Here is a 14,978-nt window from a genome sequence, read left to right on the forward strand (position 1 = left end):
GGAGAGCCTGGGAAACGCTGGCGCATACAGCCCTGAGTCTCTGACGGCACGGCTGGGCGCGGCTATCGTCGGAGCATGAGCCTTGCCGTCGTCACGGACTCCTCGTCTTGCCTGCCGACCGATCTCGCACGTGCCCGCGGTATCGGCGTCGTCCCCCTGCACGCCACCACGGGGGACGGGAACCGGCCGGGCAGCACATCCCGGCCCAGCCTCGACGAGCTCGCCCGCGCCTACGCCCACGCCGCGGAAGGCGCCGACGAGGTCCTCGCCCTCCACCTGGCGGCCTCCCTGTCCGGCACCGTCGACGCCGCCGCCCGCGCAGCCGACTCCATCAATCAGGCCCTCGGCCGACGGGTCGTCACCGTGCTCGACTCCGGCACCACCGGCGGTGCGCTCGGGCAGGCCGCCATCGCCGCCAGCGGTGCCGCCACCGCAGACGACGGCGTCGAGCGCGCCCGTGACCTCGTCTCCCGCAGCACCGTCCTCTTCCTCGTGGACGACCTCGCCCACCTGCGCCGCGGCGGGCGCCTCGACCGCCGCACCGCTCTGCTCGGCGGGGCCCTCGGCGTGCGCCCCATCCTGCGCATCACCGCCGACGGGATCTGCCCCGTCGAAGCCGTGCGCGGTGCCAAGCGGGCGCGCGCCCGGCTGGCCGAACTCGCTGCCGGCCTCGCCTCCCAGAGCGCCGGCGGTGTCGGCCAGACGGGCCTCATCATCCACGCCGACGACGGCACGGCCGGCCGGGCGCTGATCGACGGCATCGCCGCGGGCGCGCCCGGGGAGGAGCCCAATGGGCCCACTGGGGCGGACACCGCCGCCTCCGAGGCCGAGCGCCAGGCGACGCCACAGGCCGGTGGACGGATCGATGTACCGGCGCATTGCTGGCCCTTCGACCCGGCCCTCGCCGTGCACGTCGGCCCCGGGGCCCTCGGCTGCGTCATCATCTCGCCCGGCGGCCGGGGAACCACAGGCCCCGTCCTGCGCACCTGAGGTCTCCCTCTTCACAGGGGCCCCTGCGAGCCAACTCCCGCGCTCCTTAACCTCGGAGGTATGAGCGGCAGGCAGATCTCGCCCGGGCGGGCCTCGCGCAAACGACCCCTCGAGGACTACGTGCGCATCGCCTGCGCCACCGACCCCCAGAGCCCGCCCATCAAGCCCCGACGAGTCGCCATCACGCCGCGCGCCGCCATCGCCGGAGGCGTTCTCATCATCGCCCTCGCCCTCGTCCTCGCCATCCGCTCCGTCCTCGTCTCCGCCGATACGACCGCGCGCGCCCCCGCGCTCACGGCGGGTACGACCGGCAGCCCGGGTGCCGCAGGAGCGGCGAGCCCCACGAACGCCCCTCCTGGCCTGGTGACCACTGGGGGAGGTACCGCCAGGCCGGTGGGCAGCGGTGCGGCGGGCAGCGCCCTCGTCCACGTCACCGGCGCGGTGACCACTCCCGGTGTCGTCACGCTCCCGGCAGACGCGCGTGTCACCGACGCCCTCAACGCCGCCGGCGGGGCTACCCCCGATGCTGATGTCGAGCAGCTCAACCTCGCGCGCATCGTCGTCGATGGCGAGCAGATCCGCGTGCCCCGCCAGGGTGAGACGCTGCCACCCGCCGCGCCCGGTCGGGCCGGGGCGTCCGCGGTCCCCGGGGCGGGTGTGGCGGGTGGCAGCGGTGGGAGCGGGCAGGTCAACATCAACACCGCCGACGCCACCGCGCTCGAGGCCCTGCCCGGCGTCGGGCCGGCCCTGGCCAAGCGGATTGTCGACTACCGCGCCGAGCACGGACCCTTCGTCACCGTCGACTCCCTCCTCGACGTCCCCGGCATCGGCCAGGCCAAGCTCGAGGCCCTCCGAGGATCGGCCACCGTATGAGCGCTCATCCGGCTGCTGAGCCCGCGGCCCCCGCCCTCGACCTTCGCCTTCTCGCGCCCTCCCTGGCGGCTTGGGCCTGCGCGTGGGGCGCCGCGGGCCTGACCGGCGCCCGCGCGTGGCGGGCTTGCGCCATTGGGGCCGTTGTCGCCCTCGCGCTCGCGGCCGCGCTCATCGGGCCAGTCGGCCATTACCGCCCGCCCCGGCACCGCCACGACCCGCGCCCCGGCAACGCGGGCACTGCTTCCGCGGGCCCCATCGCCGCAGGAGCGCTCCTGACCTGCCTGACGGTGGCGGCCGTCCTCGGCGTGTCCTCAGCGGGCCAATGGGCCCGTGCCCGGGACCCGATGACACTCGCCGTCGAATCCGGGCGCGTGGTCACCATCGAGGGGACCATCAGCGAGCAGCCGCGCGCCACCGCGTCGCCGCGCGCCACCACCATCCTGACCGCCCTGGACGGGGTGCGCATCGACGGCAACCCCTCGCGGCTGGGCATCCGTGTCCTCGGCGAAGCGTCCTGGCTGGAGGCGCCCCTCGGCTCACGCGTCACCACGCGGGGCAGGCTGCGCGCCCCAGCCCCGGGCGCCTCCGACGGAGCGGTCCTCGGGCGGGGGAGCGCACCCAAGAGGCTCGGCGACCCCGATGGGGTGCTGGGCGTCGTCGGCGAGGTCAGGGAGGGGCTGACGAGGGCGGCCGGCCGTGCCGGTGGCAGTGGCCTCGGGCGCTGGGTCGGGGGAGAGGATGCCGGCGCCCTGGCGCTCGTGCCCGGGCTGGCCCTTGGCGACGACCATGCCCTGCCCGCCGACCTGCGAGAGGATATGCGGACCGTCTCGATGACCCACTTGACTGCGGTCTCCGGGCAGCACGTCGTCATCGTGCTCGGACTCGTGCTCACCGCCCTGGGCATCCTGCCCAGGCACTGGCGGGCGCTCGTGGGCGGGATCCTCCTGGGATGCCTCGTCCTCCTCATGCGGCCCAGCGGCTCCGTCCTGCGCGCGGCCACCATGGGGGCCGCGCTGCTCGCGGGCGTGGCCGCGGGGCGCAGATCAGCATCCCTGCCCGCCCTGTGCACGGGGATGATCGTGCTGCTGCTCGTCGACCCGTGGCAGTCGCGCGACTACGGCTTCGCCCTGTCCGTGGCGGCCACCGGTGGGATCCTGCTCGGCTTGGAACCGATCATGACGGCACTGTCCCGGCGCCTTCCCCGTTGGGCGGCGCCGCTCGTCGCCGTGCCCGTGGCCGCCCAGCTCGCCTGCGCGCCGCTGCTTATCCTCCTCCAGCCGAGGGTCGGGCTATGGGCCGTTCCCGCGAACATGATGGCGGCCCCGCCGGTGCCCCTGGCGACGGTGGCGGGGCTGCTGGCAGCGTTCATGGCGCCGGTATGGGGGACAGCAGCGGTTTGGCTGGCCCTGCCAGCGCTCGCCTCCTGCGCCTGGCTCGTCGGTGTGGCGCGGTTCTTCGCCGCGCTTCCCGGAGCGACGATCCCCTGGCCCGGGGGCGTCGGGGGAGCCCTCCTCCTCGCGGCGGTCGAAGCGCTTTTCCTCGCTCTTGTCCGCCGCCATCGTCATCCCCGTCCCTTATGAGCGAGACCGGTCGAAATAGACATCGAAACCGGTCCTGGCCAGTGAATGAGGTGCAGGCCTTCTCACGCTATCGGCACGGTAGGCGTGCCGAAGGCGTCGGAGCGCGGTCGTAGTCTGTGCCCCATGACGCCCTCCGACGAGCCCTCTCTCTTCGACGCCGCCGCCAAGGCGGGCGGACCCGCTGTCAGCGACCCCACGCGCCCCCTTGCGGACAGGTTGCGTCCGCAGGTACTGGGTGATGTCGTCGGCCAGGACCATGTGTTGGGAGCCGACGCTCCTCTTGGGCGAATGGTCGAGCAGGGGCGGCTCTCCTCGATCATCCTGTGGGGGCCACCGGGCTGCGGGAAGACGACGATCGCCCGGCTCCTGGCCGCGCGCACCGGGCTCGTCTTCGAGCAGCTCTCCGCCACGTTCTCCGGAGTGGCGGACCTGCGGAAGGTCTTCGGAGCAGCCTCGAAGCGCCGTCAGATCGGCCAGGGAACGCTGCTCTTCGTCGATGAGATCCATCGCTTCAACCGGGCGCAGCAGGACTCGTTCCTGCCCTACGTTGAGGACGGGACGGTAGTGCTTGTCGGGGCGACCACCGAGAATCCGAGTTTCGAGCTCAACGGGGCGCTGCTCTCACGCTGCCAGGTCCTCGTTCTCTCCCGGTTGTCCGAGGAGGCTCTCAACGAGCTCCTCGTGCGCGCAGAGCGGCTGGTGGGCCGCGAGCTCCCGTTGACGGGGCCCGCTCGCTCCGTGCTCATCGCCATGGCCGACGGCGACGGCCGCTACCTGCTCGGCATGGTCGAGCAGGTCCTCACTGCTCCGGGGCGATCCGACAGCGGCACCGGGGTCCTGCTGGACGCGCAGGATCTAGCCGACGTCGTAGCCTCACGGGCTCCTCTTTACGACAAGACCTCCGAGGAGCACTACAACCTCATCTCCGCATTGCACAAGTCGATGCGCGGCAGCGATCCTGACGCCGCTCTCTACTGGCTGAGCAGGATGCTGCTGGGAGGTGAGGACCCGCTCTTCATCGCCCGGAGGATCGTCCGCTTCGCCAGTGAGGATGTGGGGATGGCCGATCCCGGAGCCCTGCGGATCGCTCTCGCTGCGTGGGATGCCTATGAGCGGCTCGGCTCGCCCGAGGGGGAGCTCGCGATAGCGCAGGCGGTGGTCTACTTGGCGACGGCACCGAAATCCATCAGCGTCTACCGGGGCTTCAACAGGGCCTGGAAGCAGGCGAAGCGGACAGGATCTCTGATGCCGCCGGCTCATATCCTCAACGCGCCGACTGGTCTCATGAAACAACTGGGATATGGTGAGGGGTACCAGTACGATCCGGACACTCCTGATGGATTCTCCGGAGCGGACTATTTCCCCGATGGATTCCCTGGACCGCAGGATCGTGAGGTATTTTATGAGCCAACCGATCGTGGCTATGAGAAACGTATTCTTGAGCGATTGAATTACTGGAATGACCTTCGCTCCAAGAAGCGCGTGGAGTAGCGGCGGGTCTCAGCGATGCAGTTGCTCCCATCGAGGTTGGTTGTTGTTGGGGGTGGGGTGGGTTAGTGGTTGTGGTGGTGTTGGGTGTCGTTGGTGAGGTAGGGGGTGAGGCGGTGGATGGTTAGGGGTGGGGTGGTTTGGGTGGTGGTGATGTAGCCGGTGATGGGTTTCCAGTTGGTGGTGTTGGTGGGTTTGTATCGTGCGGTCCAGGTGGTGGTCAGGGTGATGGTGGTGTTGTTGTTGGTGGTGGTGTATTGGTGGGTGATGGTGTGGTTGGGGTAGGGGTGTCCGGGGTCGGTGGTGGTTGTGGTGGTGTTGTCTCCCCAGTTCCAGGTGTAGGTGGTGGGGGTGGCTTCGATGTCGATGGTGGTGTTGGCTATGGTGGTGGTTAGTGTGCGGGTGGCGGGGTTGGTGTGGGCGATCAGGGGCATGTGGAGCAAGATGGTGTTCCCGGGTGGTTGTAGGGTGATGCCTGAGCCGTCGACGATGAGGGTGGCTATGTCGTGGGCGGTGATGATCAGTGGTGGCGGTGTCGTGGTGGCCGGGTCGGGTGCGGGTGCTGTGGGGCGTGTGGGGGTTGGTTGGAAGCGGCATGCACCGGTGTCGTTGCCTTGGGGGTCCTGCCCATCGCAGATGAAATCGCCTTCGATGGGCGCGCTCTGGGGTTGGGCGGCCGAGACCACCACCTGCCCCCCACCCCCGCTGCCTGATGGCGAAGAACCACCCCCAACCGGAATTGCTTTAATTACAGATTGCTGGAGAATGATGCTCTCATCACTTGCCCGCCCGGTTATCTCGCCTATTTGCTCGGGAGAGTAGGTGTCACCTGTGTCGCCCGTAACAAAACTTCCAACACCGGCGGAAATGATTGCAAGCGATGTAACGAAGACCGATATAATCATTCCACCGACACCCCTTTAATCACCCATCCGCCGCCCACATATTTCATGGCAACGAACATTGAAATGGTTTCTTGAGATTTCTCGACAACCTCTCCATTTCCTTTGATGACAGTGGACGCCTCGGCATCCACCTTCCCTTTGATCCCCGAGTATTCTTTTCCTTCATCCGGCGGAATGTAACTCAAGTCATGAAGAGTGATAGTCCAGGGGTTGGCCCATCCTCCGTCTTTGTGGAGTTTGGTGGCGTCGTCGATGGTGGATCGGCAGAAGACGCAGCCTTCTTCGCTCATGGCTGCTAGGTCGGTGGTGTCGCCGGTGACGAAGGCATGCCGGTACAGGGTGAAGAAGTATGCCACTGAGCTAGCGGCGCCTTGTTGGGTGTTCTAGGTGGCTTCGGTGGGTTTGACTGGTTTGGGTGCGGCCAGGGCGGTGGCGCGTTGGGCTTGTAGTTCGGGGCTGAGCGAGGCCGGCGCGCTGGTGGTTGGTGCCGCAGTGGTGGTGGTTGGTGCCGTGGTGGTGGTGAGGTGGGTGGGTGGGGTTCCACCGGTCTCAGGCGGGGCGGGGGTCTTGGCGCAGGCCGCCAACAGCCCCGACGCCAGGGCGCCGCACGCCAGCAGGACCAGGGCGATACAGCGGCGGACGTCGCTGGGACGGCGGCGGCGCCATCGAGGCTCTGCGACGCCGGTGGTGCGGATCGGTGAGTGGGAGGATGCGGGTGCGGGGGTCATGGGCTCTGGGACCTTCCGGCCAAGGAGGAACGGACATGGACCAGGGTGGTGGTTCGAGGCCCCAGGTCGGCCCCAACGACAGCAGCATCGCCGTCGAACCCCAACCCTAAAACCCCACCCACCCCCACCACCAGAGCCCACCACCAACCTGTGGAAAACCCCCACCCACCCCACCCAGCAACCAACAACCAACCCCACCCCTCACAACAACCGGTCTCGCGATTAGGATGAGGTGTGAAGGATCTGAATAGCGCGGAAGGACGTGGAAGGAATGACCGGCATGAATACTGAGGATCCCGTTCCGGTCGATCCGCAACTCGCATCGGCGCTGGCCGCGCGCGCCAAAATGGAGCGGCTCCTCGCCGCCCCCACGCCCTTCGCGAATGACGACGGCTCGCCGATCCCCGAGGTGACCGCCGCCATCACGGCCACCGGCCTACCGCGCCACGAGTACATGCACGGAGTTGTCGCCGCCCTGACCGCCACGCGAGTCATCGTTCCCGTTGCCGCTCACGCGCTCACCGACTCTACCGGCGCCGCCACCTCCCATGCTGTCCACGCCAACGACGCCAGCCGCGACGCCGCCACCCTGGCCGTCGACCTGCCCGACGGCCACATCGCCCTGCCCGTCTTCACCTCCGCAGCCGCCATGAGCGCCTGGCGCGATGATGTGCGCCCCGTCCCCGTCGACCCCCATCGTGCCGCCGCCGTCGCCTGCGAGCACACCGATCAGCTCTGGGTCCTCGACCCCGGAACCCTCGATCTGCGCGTGCCCCGGCCCGCCGTCGTCGCGCTCGCCGGGGGAGAGGACTGGATTCCCTCCTGGGCCTCCGACGTCATCCAGTCCGAGGTCCGTGCCCAACTGGAGACAGTCGACGGCGTCACCGGTGTCGCATTCGCGCCCGGCGAGACCTCCGAACTGCGGGTCTTCATCCGTGTGGACGCCAGCCAGGGCATGCCCGCCGTCGCCGCCGCACTCGACGGCTGTCAGCGCATCATGGTCAATCCCGCCTGGGGCGAGCTCATCGACACCATCGAGCTCTGCCCCATCCCCGCCTGACGCCTCATCGGTGGCCCCGCGCCCGTCTCATTCTCTGGGACGAGGCGCGCTCGATCATCGCTTGCTGAGAACACGCCATGATCCCGTTCATCGCGAGGCCGCGCGCGTCTGCCCAGGCGTCGCGGCGCGACGGCACCGAGCCTCTTATCCGGGCCCGCGACCTTCGACCTCGCCCCCGGTGAGGTCCTTGCACTCGTCGGTCTCAACAGCGCCGGCAAATCGACGCCTGGCGCGCACCTGCTGCGGGCTCTTGCGCCCCCTGGGCGGTGAGATCGAGGTCATGGGGCGGCGCCCGGACCCGCGTCGGGCCTCCTTCCACGCGGCTGTGGCCGGAGACCTGGGCGAGGAGTCGTTCTTCCCGACGCTCAGTGCGGCCGAGCGCCTCCATCTCGTCTGCTGCGGGCACGGCGCCGCGGCCCCGGGCAAGCGTGGTCGAGGTGCTCAGCGAGGGCGTCCTATGAGGCGGATGCTCGCCCCCGTCGAGGGAGGGTTCGACGGCGCCTCCTCCCTCGGCCTCGATGATCCCGCTCTCCTCCCCGATGGCGCCGCCCTGCTCGGGGTACCGCCCTGCTCGGCTCGGGCGCGGGCCTGGCCGTCCTCGCCTCCGCCCTCGCGTCGCTACGGCACCGGACGGCATCGGCCGGTGCGTCAGTGCTCCTGGGCTCCATGTGCCGGGCCATCGTCCTCGTGTCCTGGAGCCTGGTACGACGATGCACGCATCCTCGACGCCGTGGCCGTTCCCTAGGTGCGCACGTCTGCTTGCTGTTCCTGGACACGCGCTCCCTGGGCAGGGTCTTCGCTGCGCCGCCGCGCCGGCCATCCCCATTGTCCTGGCGCTGCAGGCCTTCGTGACCGCTTTCGCGGTGGTCTGGGGCATGAGCGTGGAGGAATAGCCCGAGTGAGCAGGACCACGTGGATCTCTTGGTATCGCGCCGCTCCCGGCCTGGGATGTCCGCGTGCGCTCTGGTAGCCTCAGTGGTTGACCGGCCGGGGTCCATCCCCGGCGCGCAAGCGGAGCCATCCCACCTGGGTCCCGTCAAGGGGCCGGGTTCGTACCGAGGGCATGTCCTCGGCGCTGACGCGTGTCCGCGCGTCGGCATGCTTGTACGAGCATATGAGGCCTCCGCTGGCGATGCGCAGCGGGGGCCTTTCCCGTTGCCACGGAATCCGAACAAGGAGTGAGGAATAGCCATCAGCGAGCCCCGTATCAACGAACGGATCCGCGTCCCCGAGGTGCGCTTGGTCGGCCCCAGTGGCGAGCAGGTCGGCGTGGTCCGCGTGGAGGACGCCCTTCGACTGGCCGAGGAAGCCGGTCTCGATCTCGTCGAGGTCGCCCCTGATGCGCGCCCCCCGGTGTGCAAGCTCATGGACTACGGCAAGTTCAAGTACGAGTCGGCCATGAAGGCGCGCGACGCCCGGCGCAACCAGGCGAACACGCAGCTCAAGGAGATCCAGTTCCGGCCCAAGATCGACGAGCACGACTACGCCACCAAGATGGGGCACGTGCGCCGATTCCTCGAGGGCGGGGACAAGGTCAAGTGCATCGTCCGCTTCCGCGGCCGTGAGCAGTCCCGCCCAGAGCTCGGCGTGCGCCTGCTGGCCAAGGTCGCCGAGGAGGTCGGCGAGCTCGCCACCATTGAGTCCCATCCGCGCCAGGATGGCCGCCAGATGGTCATGGTGCTGGCCCCCACCCGCAAGAAGGCGGAGGTCAAGTCCGATCAGCGGCGCCGTCGTGAGGAGGCCCGCGCCTCCCGCCGCGCCGAGAAGCACGCCGCCAAGGCCGCCCAGACCGCCGCTCAGGCGGCCTCGGCCACCCAGGTGACTGAGGTCCCCGCCACGAAGCCGACCGCTGCCAAGGCGCCTGCGGTCAAGCCCTCCGCCAAGGCGGTCGAGCCCACGGCCGCGCCCAAACCGGCCGCTGCCAAGCCTGCGGCTCCCGCCAAAGCCCCCGCGGTCAAACCGGCTGCTCCGGCGAAGCCCAAGGCGCCGGCCAAGCCGAAGGCCCCGGCGAAGCCCACCGAGGCCTGAGGCCTTACCCGACCCACCCCCCCGGCCATAGCCGGTGGGGTCCGCAGCCCGGGACCAGCCGGTCACCGAGCCGACAAGAGGAAACCGACAATGCCGAAGAACAAGACGCACTCCGGTGCCAAGAAGCGCTTCCGGGTCACCGGCAGCGGCAAGCTCATGCGCGAGCAGGCCAACAAGCGCCACCTGCTCGAGGTCAAGTCCTCGCGCCGCAAGCGCAAGCTGTCCACGGACCAGCCGGTCGCCCCCGCCGACCTTCGCCAGGTCAAGAAGCTGCTCGGTCGCTGACCGGCCCAACGTCTGAAGGAGACACACATGGCACGTGTGAAGAGGGCTGTCAACGCCCACAAGAAGCGTCGTTCTGTTCTTGAGAAGGCCTCGGGCTACCGCGGCCAGCGCTCCCGCCTCTACCGCAAGGCGAAGGAGCAGGTCACTCACTCCGGCGTCTACGCCTTCCGTGACCGCCGCGCGCGCAAGGGCGACTTCCGCCGCCTGTGGATCCAGCGCATCAACGCCGGCGCCCGCGCCGAGGGAATGACCTACAACCGCTTCATCCAGGGCCTCGGCCTGGCCGGCGTGGAGGTCGACCGCCGCATGCTCGCCGAGCTGGCCGTCAACGAGCCCGCCGCCTTCAAGGCGCTCGTCGAGACCGCTCGCAAGGCGCTTCCCAAGAACGTCAACGCCCCCAAGGCCTGATCTCTCGCATTCCGCCGACGGCGCCGCCGCCCTCCCCGCGAGGGCGGCGGCGCCGTCGTCCACTCATACGCTGGTCGTGCCCGGGGCTCCCGTAGGCTTGCCGTCATGACGCCCGCGACGCCCATCGACCATGACGACGTCCCGCAGCTCCTCGCCAATCCGACGGCTACGAGGGTCGCTCGCATTGCCGGGCTCGCCCGCAGACAGGCCCGCTCCAAGCACGGGCGATTCCTCGTCGAGGGCCCCCAGGGGGTGCGCGAGGCGGTCCGCTGGGCGCCGGAGCGGGTCCTGGACCTCTACATGACCGAGGCCGCCGCCAGTCGTCACCCCGAGATCTGGGCCGAGGCCAAGGCGGCGGGACTCTATCGGCACCTGACGACCGCAGAGGTCATGGCCGCGATGTCGGCCGATGCCCAGGGAGTACTCGCCGTCGCCGCAATGGGGGAGAGCAACGGTGCCGACGCCCTGACGGGAGCCCTTGAGGGCACGCGCCTCGTCGCGGTGCTCACCGGGGCCCAGGACCCCGGCAACGCGGGCACGATCATCCGCGCCGCCGACGCCGCGGGCGCCGACGCCGTCATCCTCCTGCGCGGCAGTGTGGAGGCCACCTCCCCGAAGGTCGTGCGCTCGACGGCGGGGAGCCTCTTCCACCTACCCGTCATCACCGGCGTCGGCCTGGAGGAGGCCGTGAAGGCCCTGCGCGCGGCGGGCCTGACGATCCTGGTCGCCGACAGCCGTGGGGAGACCGACCTCTTCGAGGCCGAGGCCTCGGCGGCCTGCGGTGGGCTGTTGTCCGCCCCGAGCGCCTGGCTACTCGGCAATGAGGCCCACGGGTTCGCCCCGGAGGTCCTGAACCGCGCGGACGCCGTCATCTCCATCCCGATCCTCGGGAGGGCCGAGTCCCTCAACGTCGCCACCGCGGCAGCCCTCTGCCTCTACGCCTCCGCCCGCGCTCAGCGGGCCTACCCGCCTCCGCCCGCGCTCGACAGCGCCCGCAGCCCTATCGCGCCTGTCCGCTCCGTGGACTGCGGGAGGCCCCGGGAATGATCCGGGGCAGGGTGACGTTGTCCCTGCTCGCGAGCGCGCAGCCCGCAGCCTCCGCACCGCCCCGAGAACGAGGTCAGCGTGACAGCACCCACGGACACCGGCGCCGAGCCCTCCAGCGCGGAGACAGGCTCCGGCCCCGACGCACCCCTCATCCGCATCATCGGCGTCACCAAGCGCTTCGGCGACTTCACCGCGCTTGACGACGTCTCCCTGGACATCCACCGGGGCGAGGTGGTCGCCGTCGTCGGCGCCTCGGGCTCGGGCAAGTCCACCCTGTGCCGCACCATCAACCGCCTCGAGACCATCGATGCCGGCACCATCGAGATCAACGGCGAGCTGCTCCCGCAGGAGGGCAGGGACCTGGCCCGGCTGCGCGCCGAGGTCGGCATGGTCTTCCAGTCCTTCAACCTCTTCGGCCACCGCACCGTCCTGGACAACATCACGCTGGCCCCCATCAAGGTGCGCCGCATGGACCGCGCCGATGCCGAGGCCCGCGCCCACGAGCTCCTGGCGCGAGTGGGCCTGGCCGACCAGGCCAGCAAGCGTCCCTCCCAGCTCTCCGGCGGCCAGGCCCAGCGCGTGGCCATCGCCCGCGCCCTGGCCATGGATCCCGTCGCCATGCTCTTCGATGAGCCCACCTCCGCACTCGATCCAGAGATGATCAACGAGGTCCTCGACGTCATCCGCGATCTGGCCACCTCCGGCATGACGATGCTCGTCGTCACCCATGAGATGGGCTTCGCCCGATCCGTGGCGGACCGTGTCGTCTTCATGGATGCCGGGCGGATCGTCGAGCAGTCCAGCCCGGAGGAGTTCTTCTCCTCCCCGCACACCGACCGCGCCCGCGACTTCCTCGCCAAGATCCTCACCCACTGACCACCGCTGCCGCTGCAGCCCGACCACCGCCCCCGCACCACTGGCACGCCACCGACGAAAGGCCCTCCCATGACCCGACCCACCCCGTCCGCCCCGATCCTCGTGCCCTCGCGCCGCGCCCTCCTCACCTCGGCAGGGGGCCTGGGCATCGCCGTGGCCCTCGCGGCCTGCTCTGACACCGGCGCCGACGGCAAGGCCGTGGCCTCCTCCACCGCCGACGCCGCCTACAACACGCTTATCAACTCCGGTCCGCTCGCCCCCGACGACGCTGTCTCCGCCTCCACCTGGGCCTCCGCCATCAAGAAGGCCGGCAAGCTCCGAATCGGCGGGTCCAAGACAGCTCGGGTTTTCTCCATCGAAGACCCCACCACCCACAGGCTCACCGGATTCGACGCCGCCATCGGCCAGGTGCTTGCCCGCTACATCATCGGCGGCGACGACGCGGCCTCCCTCGTGGAGATCACCCAGGCCACTTCCGACACCCGTGAGACGCTGCTGACCAACAGCACTGTCGATGTCGTCATCGCCACCTACACGATCACCGAGGAGCGCGCCCAGAAGATCGACTTCGCCGGCCCCTACTACTCCTCCGGCCAGTCCGTGGCCGTCCTCAAGGACCGCACCGACATCGCCTCCGTCACCGACCTGGCGGGCAAGACTGTCGCCGTCCAGTCTGGATCGTCCTCCCAGGCCGCCCTCGCCGAGGCGTGCCCCGATGCCAAGCCGACACCCTTCGACGACAACTCCGCCTGCCTGTCGGCCCTGCAGACCAAGCAGGTGGACGCCTACGTCGTCGACGAGTCCCTCCTGCTGGCCGCTGCCGAGAACAGCACCGACATCACGATCGTCGGCCAGCCCTTCACCGAGGACCCCTACGGCCTCGGACTGCCCAAGGACTCCGACGCCGCAGCCTTCGTCAACGGCTTCCTGTCCACGATCGAGTCCGACGGCACCTGGGCCAGGATCTGGCAGGAGACCATCGGCGCCATCATCGGCGGCGACGTCCCCCAGCCCCCGGCCATCGGCTCCGTGCCCGGCGCGCAGGCACCCGCCCCCGCCGCTTGACCCATCCCGGGCGCGCTGCCTGATCCGCCCCGGGCGCGCGCTGTCGCCGCGACGCTCCGGGCGCCGCAGCGGGGCAGGGAAAGGAGAGCAGCCTGTGCGCGTCATCCTCGACAACCTCGGCCTGATCGGCGAGGGGCTGAGGACCACCCTCATCATCGCGCTCCTCGCCTACGCCGGGGCGCTCGTCGTCGGCACGATCGTCGCCGTCTTCCGGGTCGGCCCGATCCCGCCGCTGCGCGCGCTCGGCGCCGCCTGGGTAGCGGTGTCCTGCAACATCCCCACGCTGTGCCTCATGATCCTCGCCGCCTTCGCGGCCCCGCGCGCGGGGGTGCCCATCAACCTCTTCGGGGCGGCGGTGCTCGCCATTGTGTTCTCCGCCTCAGGGTTTGTCTGCGAGGCCGTGCGCAGCGGCATCAACTCCGTCCCGCGCGGCCAGATCGAGGCAGCGCGCGCCCTGGGCATGCGCTTCGGGGGGATCATCGGCCAGGTGGTTCTTCCCCAGGCACTCGCGCGCGTCATTCAGCCGCTGGTCAACATCCTCATCTCCTGCCTCATCGGGTCCTCGCTCACCGCGGCCATCGGGGTCAGGGAGCTCACCAGCGTCACCCAGCAGCTCAACCTGGAGTACGCCGAGGCCGTCGTCTGCTTCCTGGTGTCCGGTCTCATCTACCTGGCCCTGGCCTTCGCGGCCACGCGCGTCGGCCACGCCCTGGAACGCCGCCTCGAGGCCACGAGGGGGGTGAGCGCATGACGGCACTGACGGCCATCACCGGCCGCCTGGCGGACAGGGCACCCGACTCCCGGCGGGGGCGCGCTGCCGGGGACGCCGCCCTCCTCTTCGACGCCCCCGGCCCGCGCGGCCGGGTGCGTATCCTCATCGTCTCACTCGTGGTCGCCGTTCTCCTGATCGCCATCGTCGTGGCGGGGCTCCACCAGCTCTCCAGCGCCGGTCAGCTCGACTACGTCAAATGGCGCTACTTCCTGGGCCAGTCGATCGTGAACTACCTAGGCGAGGCGATCCTTAAGACGCTGCGCGCTGCGGGAATCGCCGCCGTGCTGTCCTTCCCGATCGGCATCGCGCTGGGGTGGGCGCGGATGGCCCGCTCCACGGCGCTGCGCGGCGCCGTCGGCCTGTGGATCGACGCGATGCGCGCCATCCCCATGCTCCTCCTCGTCTACTTCTTCCTCCTGGCCGTGCCCCGCTGGGGTCCCACTCTGCCGTCGATGTGGATGCTCGTGGTCCCCATCGTCATGTGCACATCCGCGACGACGGCGGAGGTCTTCCGCTCTGGCGTGCGCTCCCTGGACGCCGGCCAGTCCGAGGCGGCGGTCGCCCTGGGGCTCAGCTCGGGGCAGACGATGCGCCTCGTCCTCGCCCCCCAGGCGCTGCGACTCATGCTGCCCACCCTGATCACCCAGATGGTCACGATCCTCAAGGACACATCCCTGGGATACGTGGTCGCCTACGGAGAGCTCATGCACGCCACCAAGGTGCTCACCAACGCGGCGGGATTCGACGTCTACCTGCCCGCCTACGTCGTCGTCGCCCTCATCTACGTCGTCATCAACTGGCTGCTGTCCGCCGCCGCGCGCCGCATTGAGGCCCGCAGCCGCTGACCGCTCGGCAGCCGCCCCCCCCGAGCGC

15 protein-coding genes and 1 pseudogene are annotated in these 14,978 nt (G+C 69.9%); 13 read left to right on the top strand and 3 right to left on the bottom strand.

Annotation, left to right across the window (positions count from 1 at the left end):
* Window positions 1–75 precede the first annotated feature (75 nt).
* From B6G06_RS03470 to B6G06_RS03485, 4 genes are all read left to right on the top strand, one after another.
* Complete coding sequence (locus tag B6G06_RS03470) at window positions 76–990, top strand: DegV family protein (RefSeq protein ID WP_080463058.1); 915 nt, start codon at window positions 76–78, stop codon at window positions 988–990.
* Between the two features lie 60 nt (window positions 991–1,050).
* Window positions 1,051–1,863, top strand: a complete 813-nt coding sequence (locus B6G06_RS03475) for a helix-hairpin-helix domain-containing protein (RefSeq protein WP_338025875.1) — start codon at window positions 1,051–1,053, stop codon at window positions 1,861–1,863.
* Window positions 1,860–3,443 carry a ComEC/Rec2 family competence protein gene (locus B6G06_RS03480; protein WP_081170989.1) on the top strand — a complete coding sequence of 528 codons (1,584 nt, stop codon included), beginning with the start codon at window positions 1,860–1,862 and terminating at the stop codon, window positions 3,441–3,443. Before B6G06_RS03475 ends, B6G06_RS03480 begins: the two co-directional genes overlap by 4 nt.
* Before the next feature lie 123 nt (window positions 3,444–3,566).
* Window positions 3,567–4,934: a replication-associated recombination protein A gene (locus B6G06_RS03485; protein ID WP_080463056.1), complete on the top strand. Its 1,368-nt coding sequence runs from the start codon at window positions 3,567–3,569 to the stop codon at window positions 4,932–4,934.
* A gap of 62 nt (window positions 4,935–4,996) precedes the next feature.
* Here B6G06_RS03485 and B6G06_RS10205 read toward each other — a convergent pair whose 3' ends face one another.
* The 3 genes and pseudogenes from B6G06_RS10205 to B6G06_RS10040 form a co-directional block, all read right to left on the bottom strand.
* Entirely contained in the window at window positions 4,997–5,836 is an 840-nt protein-coding gene (locus B6G06_RS10205) for a zinc transporter (RefSeq protein ID WP_164505188.1), read from the bottom strand.
* Window positions 5,833–6,207, bottom strand: a pseudogene (locus B6G06_RS10035) (DUF6318 family protein); the annotation flags it as partial. The pseudogene B6G06_RS10035 and the gene B6G06_RS10205, both read right to left, overlap by 4 nt.
* 12 nt (window positions 6,208–6,219) lie before the next feature.
* Entirely contained in the window at window positions 6,220–6,564 is a 345-nt protein-coding gene (locus B6G06_RS10040) for a hypothetical protein (RefSeq protein ID WP_125898883.1), read from the bottom strand.
* 280 nt (window positions 6,565–6,844) lie between these two features.
* On the opposite strand from B6G06_RS10040, the gene B6G06_RS03495 reads away from it, so the two are divergent.
* The 9 genes from B6G06_RS03495 to B6G06_RS03540 all read left to right on the top strand — a co-directional run bounded on the left by B6G06_RS03495 (window position 6,845) and on the right by B6G06_RS03540 (window position 14,950).
* Complete coding sequence (locus B6G06_RS03495; RefSeq protein WP_080463519.1) at window positions 6,845–7,624, top strand: SseB family protein; 780 nt, start codon at window positions 6,845–6,847, stop codon at window positions 7,622–7,624.
* Window positions 7,625–8,830: 1,206 nt separating this feature from the next.
* Window positions 8,831–9,652, top strand: coding sequence for a translation initiation factor IF-3 (infC, locus tag B6G06_RS03505; protein ID WP_268237226.1), 822 nt, complete (start codon window positions 8,831–8,833; stop codon window positions 9,650–9,652).
* A 90-nt stretch (window positions 9,653–9,742) separates the two neighbouring features.
* Window positions 9,743–9,937 carry a 50S ribosomal protein L35 gene (rpmI, locus tag B6G06_RS03510; RefSeq protein WP_073452087.1) on the top strand — a complete coding sequence of 65 codons (195 nt, stop codon included), beginning with the start codon at window positions 9,743–9,745 and terminating at the stop codon, window positions 9,935–9,937.
* Window positions 9,938–9,964: 27 nt separating this feature from the next.
* Window positions 9,965–10,345 carry a 50S ribosomal protein L20 gene (gene rplT / locus B6G06_RS03515; RefSeq protein ID WP_080463514.1) on the top strand — a complete coding sequence of 127 codons (381 nt, stop codon included), beginning with the start codon at window positions 9,965–9,967 and terminating at the stop codon, window positions 10,343–10,345.
* Between the two features lie 105 nt (window positions 10,346–10,450).
* On the top strand, window positions 10,451–11,392 hold the full coding sequence (locus B6G06_RS03520) for a TrmH family RNA methyltransferase (protein ID WP_081170991.1): 942 nt from the start codon (window positions 10,451–10,453) through the stop codon (window positions 11,390–11,392).
* A gap of 150 nt (window positions 11,393–11,542) precedes the next feature.
* Window positions 11,543–12,268 (top strand): amino acid ABC transporter ATP-binding protein, encoded by a 726-nt coding sequence (locus B6G06_RS03525; protein ID WP_081172184.1) that lies wholly within the window; start codon window positions 11,543–11,545, stop codon window positions 12,266–12,268.
* A 69-nt stretch (window positions 12,269–12,337) separates the two neighbouring features.
* On the top strand, window positions 12,338–13,333 hold the full coding sequence (locus B6G06_RS03530; protein WP_081170993.1) for a glutamate ABC transporter substrate-binding protein: 996 nt from the start codon (window positions 12,338–12,340) through the stop codon (window positions 13,331–13,333).
* Window positions 13,334–13,427: 94 nt separating this feature from the next.
* The gene (locus tag B6G06_RS03535) at window positions 13,428–14,084 is read left to right on the top strand and encodes an amino acid ABC transporter permease (RefSeq protein WP_081170995.1); all 657 of its coding nucleotides are present in this window, start codon (window positions 13,428–13,430) and stop codon (window positions 14,082–14,084) included.
* Window positions 14,081–14,950: an amino acid ABC transporter permease gene (locus B6G06_RS03540; protein ID WP_080463506.1), complete on the top strand. Its 870-nt coding sequence runs from the start codon at window positions 14,081–14,083 to the stop codon at window positions 14,948–14,950. Before B6G06_RS03535 ends, B6G06_RS03540 begins: the two co-directional genes overlap by 4 nt.
* Window positions 14,951–14,978: the final 28 nt, after the last annotated feature.

The organism is Actinomyces gaoshouyii, assembly GCF_002076915.1.
GTDB classification, from domain to species: domain Bacteria; phylum Actinomycetota; class Actinomycetes; order Actinomycetales; family Actinomycetaceae; genus Actinomyces; species Actinomyces gaoshouyii.

What these genes read in the sequence shown, in the direction of transcription:
- B6G06_RS03470 (WP_080463058.1), top strand. Translation starts at nt 76, where the DNA reads ATGAGCCTTGCCGTCGTCACGGACTCCTCGTCTTGCCTGCCGACCGAT.
- B6G06_RS03475 (WP_338025875.1), top strand. Translation starts at nt 1,051, where the DNA reads ATGAGCGGCAGGCAGATCTCGCCCGGGCGGGCCTCGCGCAAACGACCC.
- B6G06_RS03480 (WP_081170989.1), top strand. Translation starts at nt 1,860, where the DNA reads ATGAGCGCTCATCCGGCTGCTGAGCCCGCGGCCCCCGCCCTCGACCTT.
- B6G06_RS03485 (WP_080463056.1), top strand. Translation starts at nt 3,567, where the DNA reads ATGACGCCCTCCGACGAGCCCTCTCTCTTCGACGCCGCCGCCAAGGCG.
- B6G06_RS10205 (WP_164505188.1), bottom strand. Translation starts at nt 5,836, where the DNA reads ATGATTATATCGGTCTTCGTTACATCGCTTGCAATCATTTCCGCCGGT.
- B6G06_RS10040 (WP_125898883.1), bottom strand. Translation starts at nt 6,564, where the DNA reads ATGACCCCCGCACCCGCATCCTCCCACTCACCGATCCGCACCACCGGC.
- B6G06_RS03495 (WP_080463519.1), top strand. Translation starts at nt 6,845, where the DNA reads ATGAATACTGAGGATCCCGTTCCGGTCGATCCGCAACTCGCATCGGCG.
- rpmI (WP_073452087.1), top strand. Translation starts at nt 9,743, where the DNA reads ATGCCGAAGAACAAGACGCACTCCGGTGCCAAGAAGCGCTTCCGGGTC.
- rplT (WP_080463514.1), top strand. Translation starts at nt 9,965, where the DNA reads ATGGCACGTGTGAAGAGGGCTGTCAACGCCCACAAGAAGCGTCGTTCT.
- B6G06_RS03520 (WP_081170991.1), top strand. Translation starts at nt 10,451, where the DNA reads ATGACGCCCGCGACGCCCATCGACCATGACGACGTCCCGCAGCTCCTC.
- B6G06_RS03530 (WP_081170993.1), top strand. Translation starts at nt 12,338, where the DNA reads ATGACCCGACCCACCCCGTCCGCCCCGATCCTCGTGCCCTCGCGCCGC.
- B6G06_RS03540 (WP_080463506.1), top strand. Translation starts at nt 14,081, where the DNA reads ATGACGGCACTGACGGCCATCACCGGCCGCCTGGCGGACAGGGCACCC.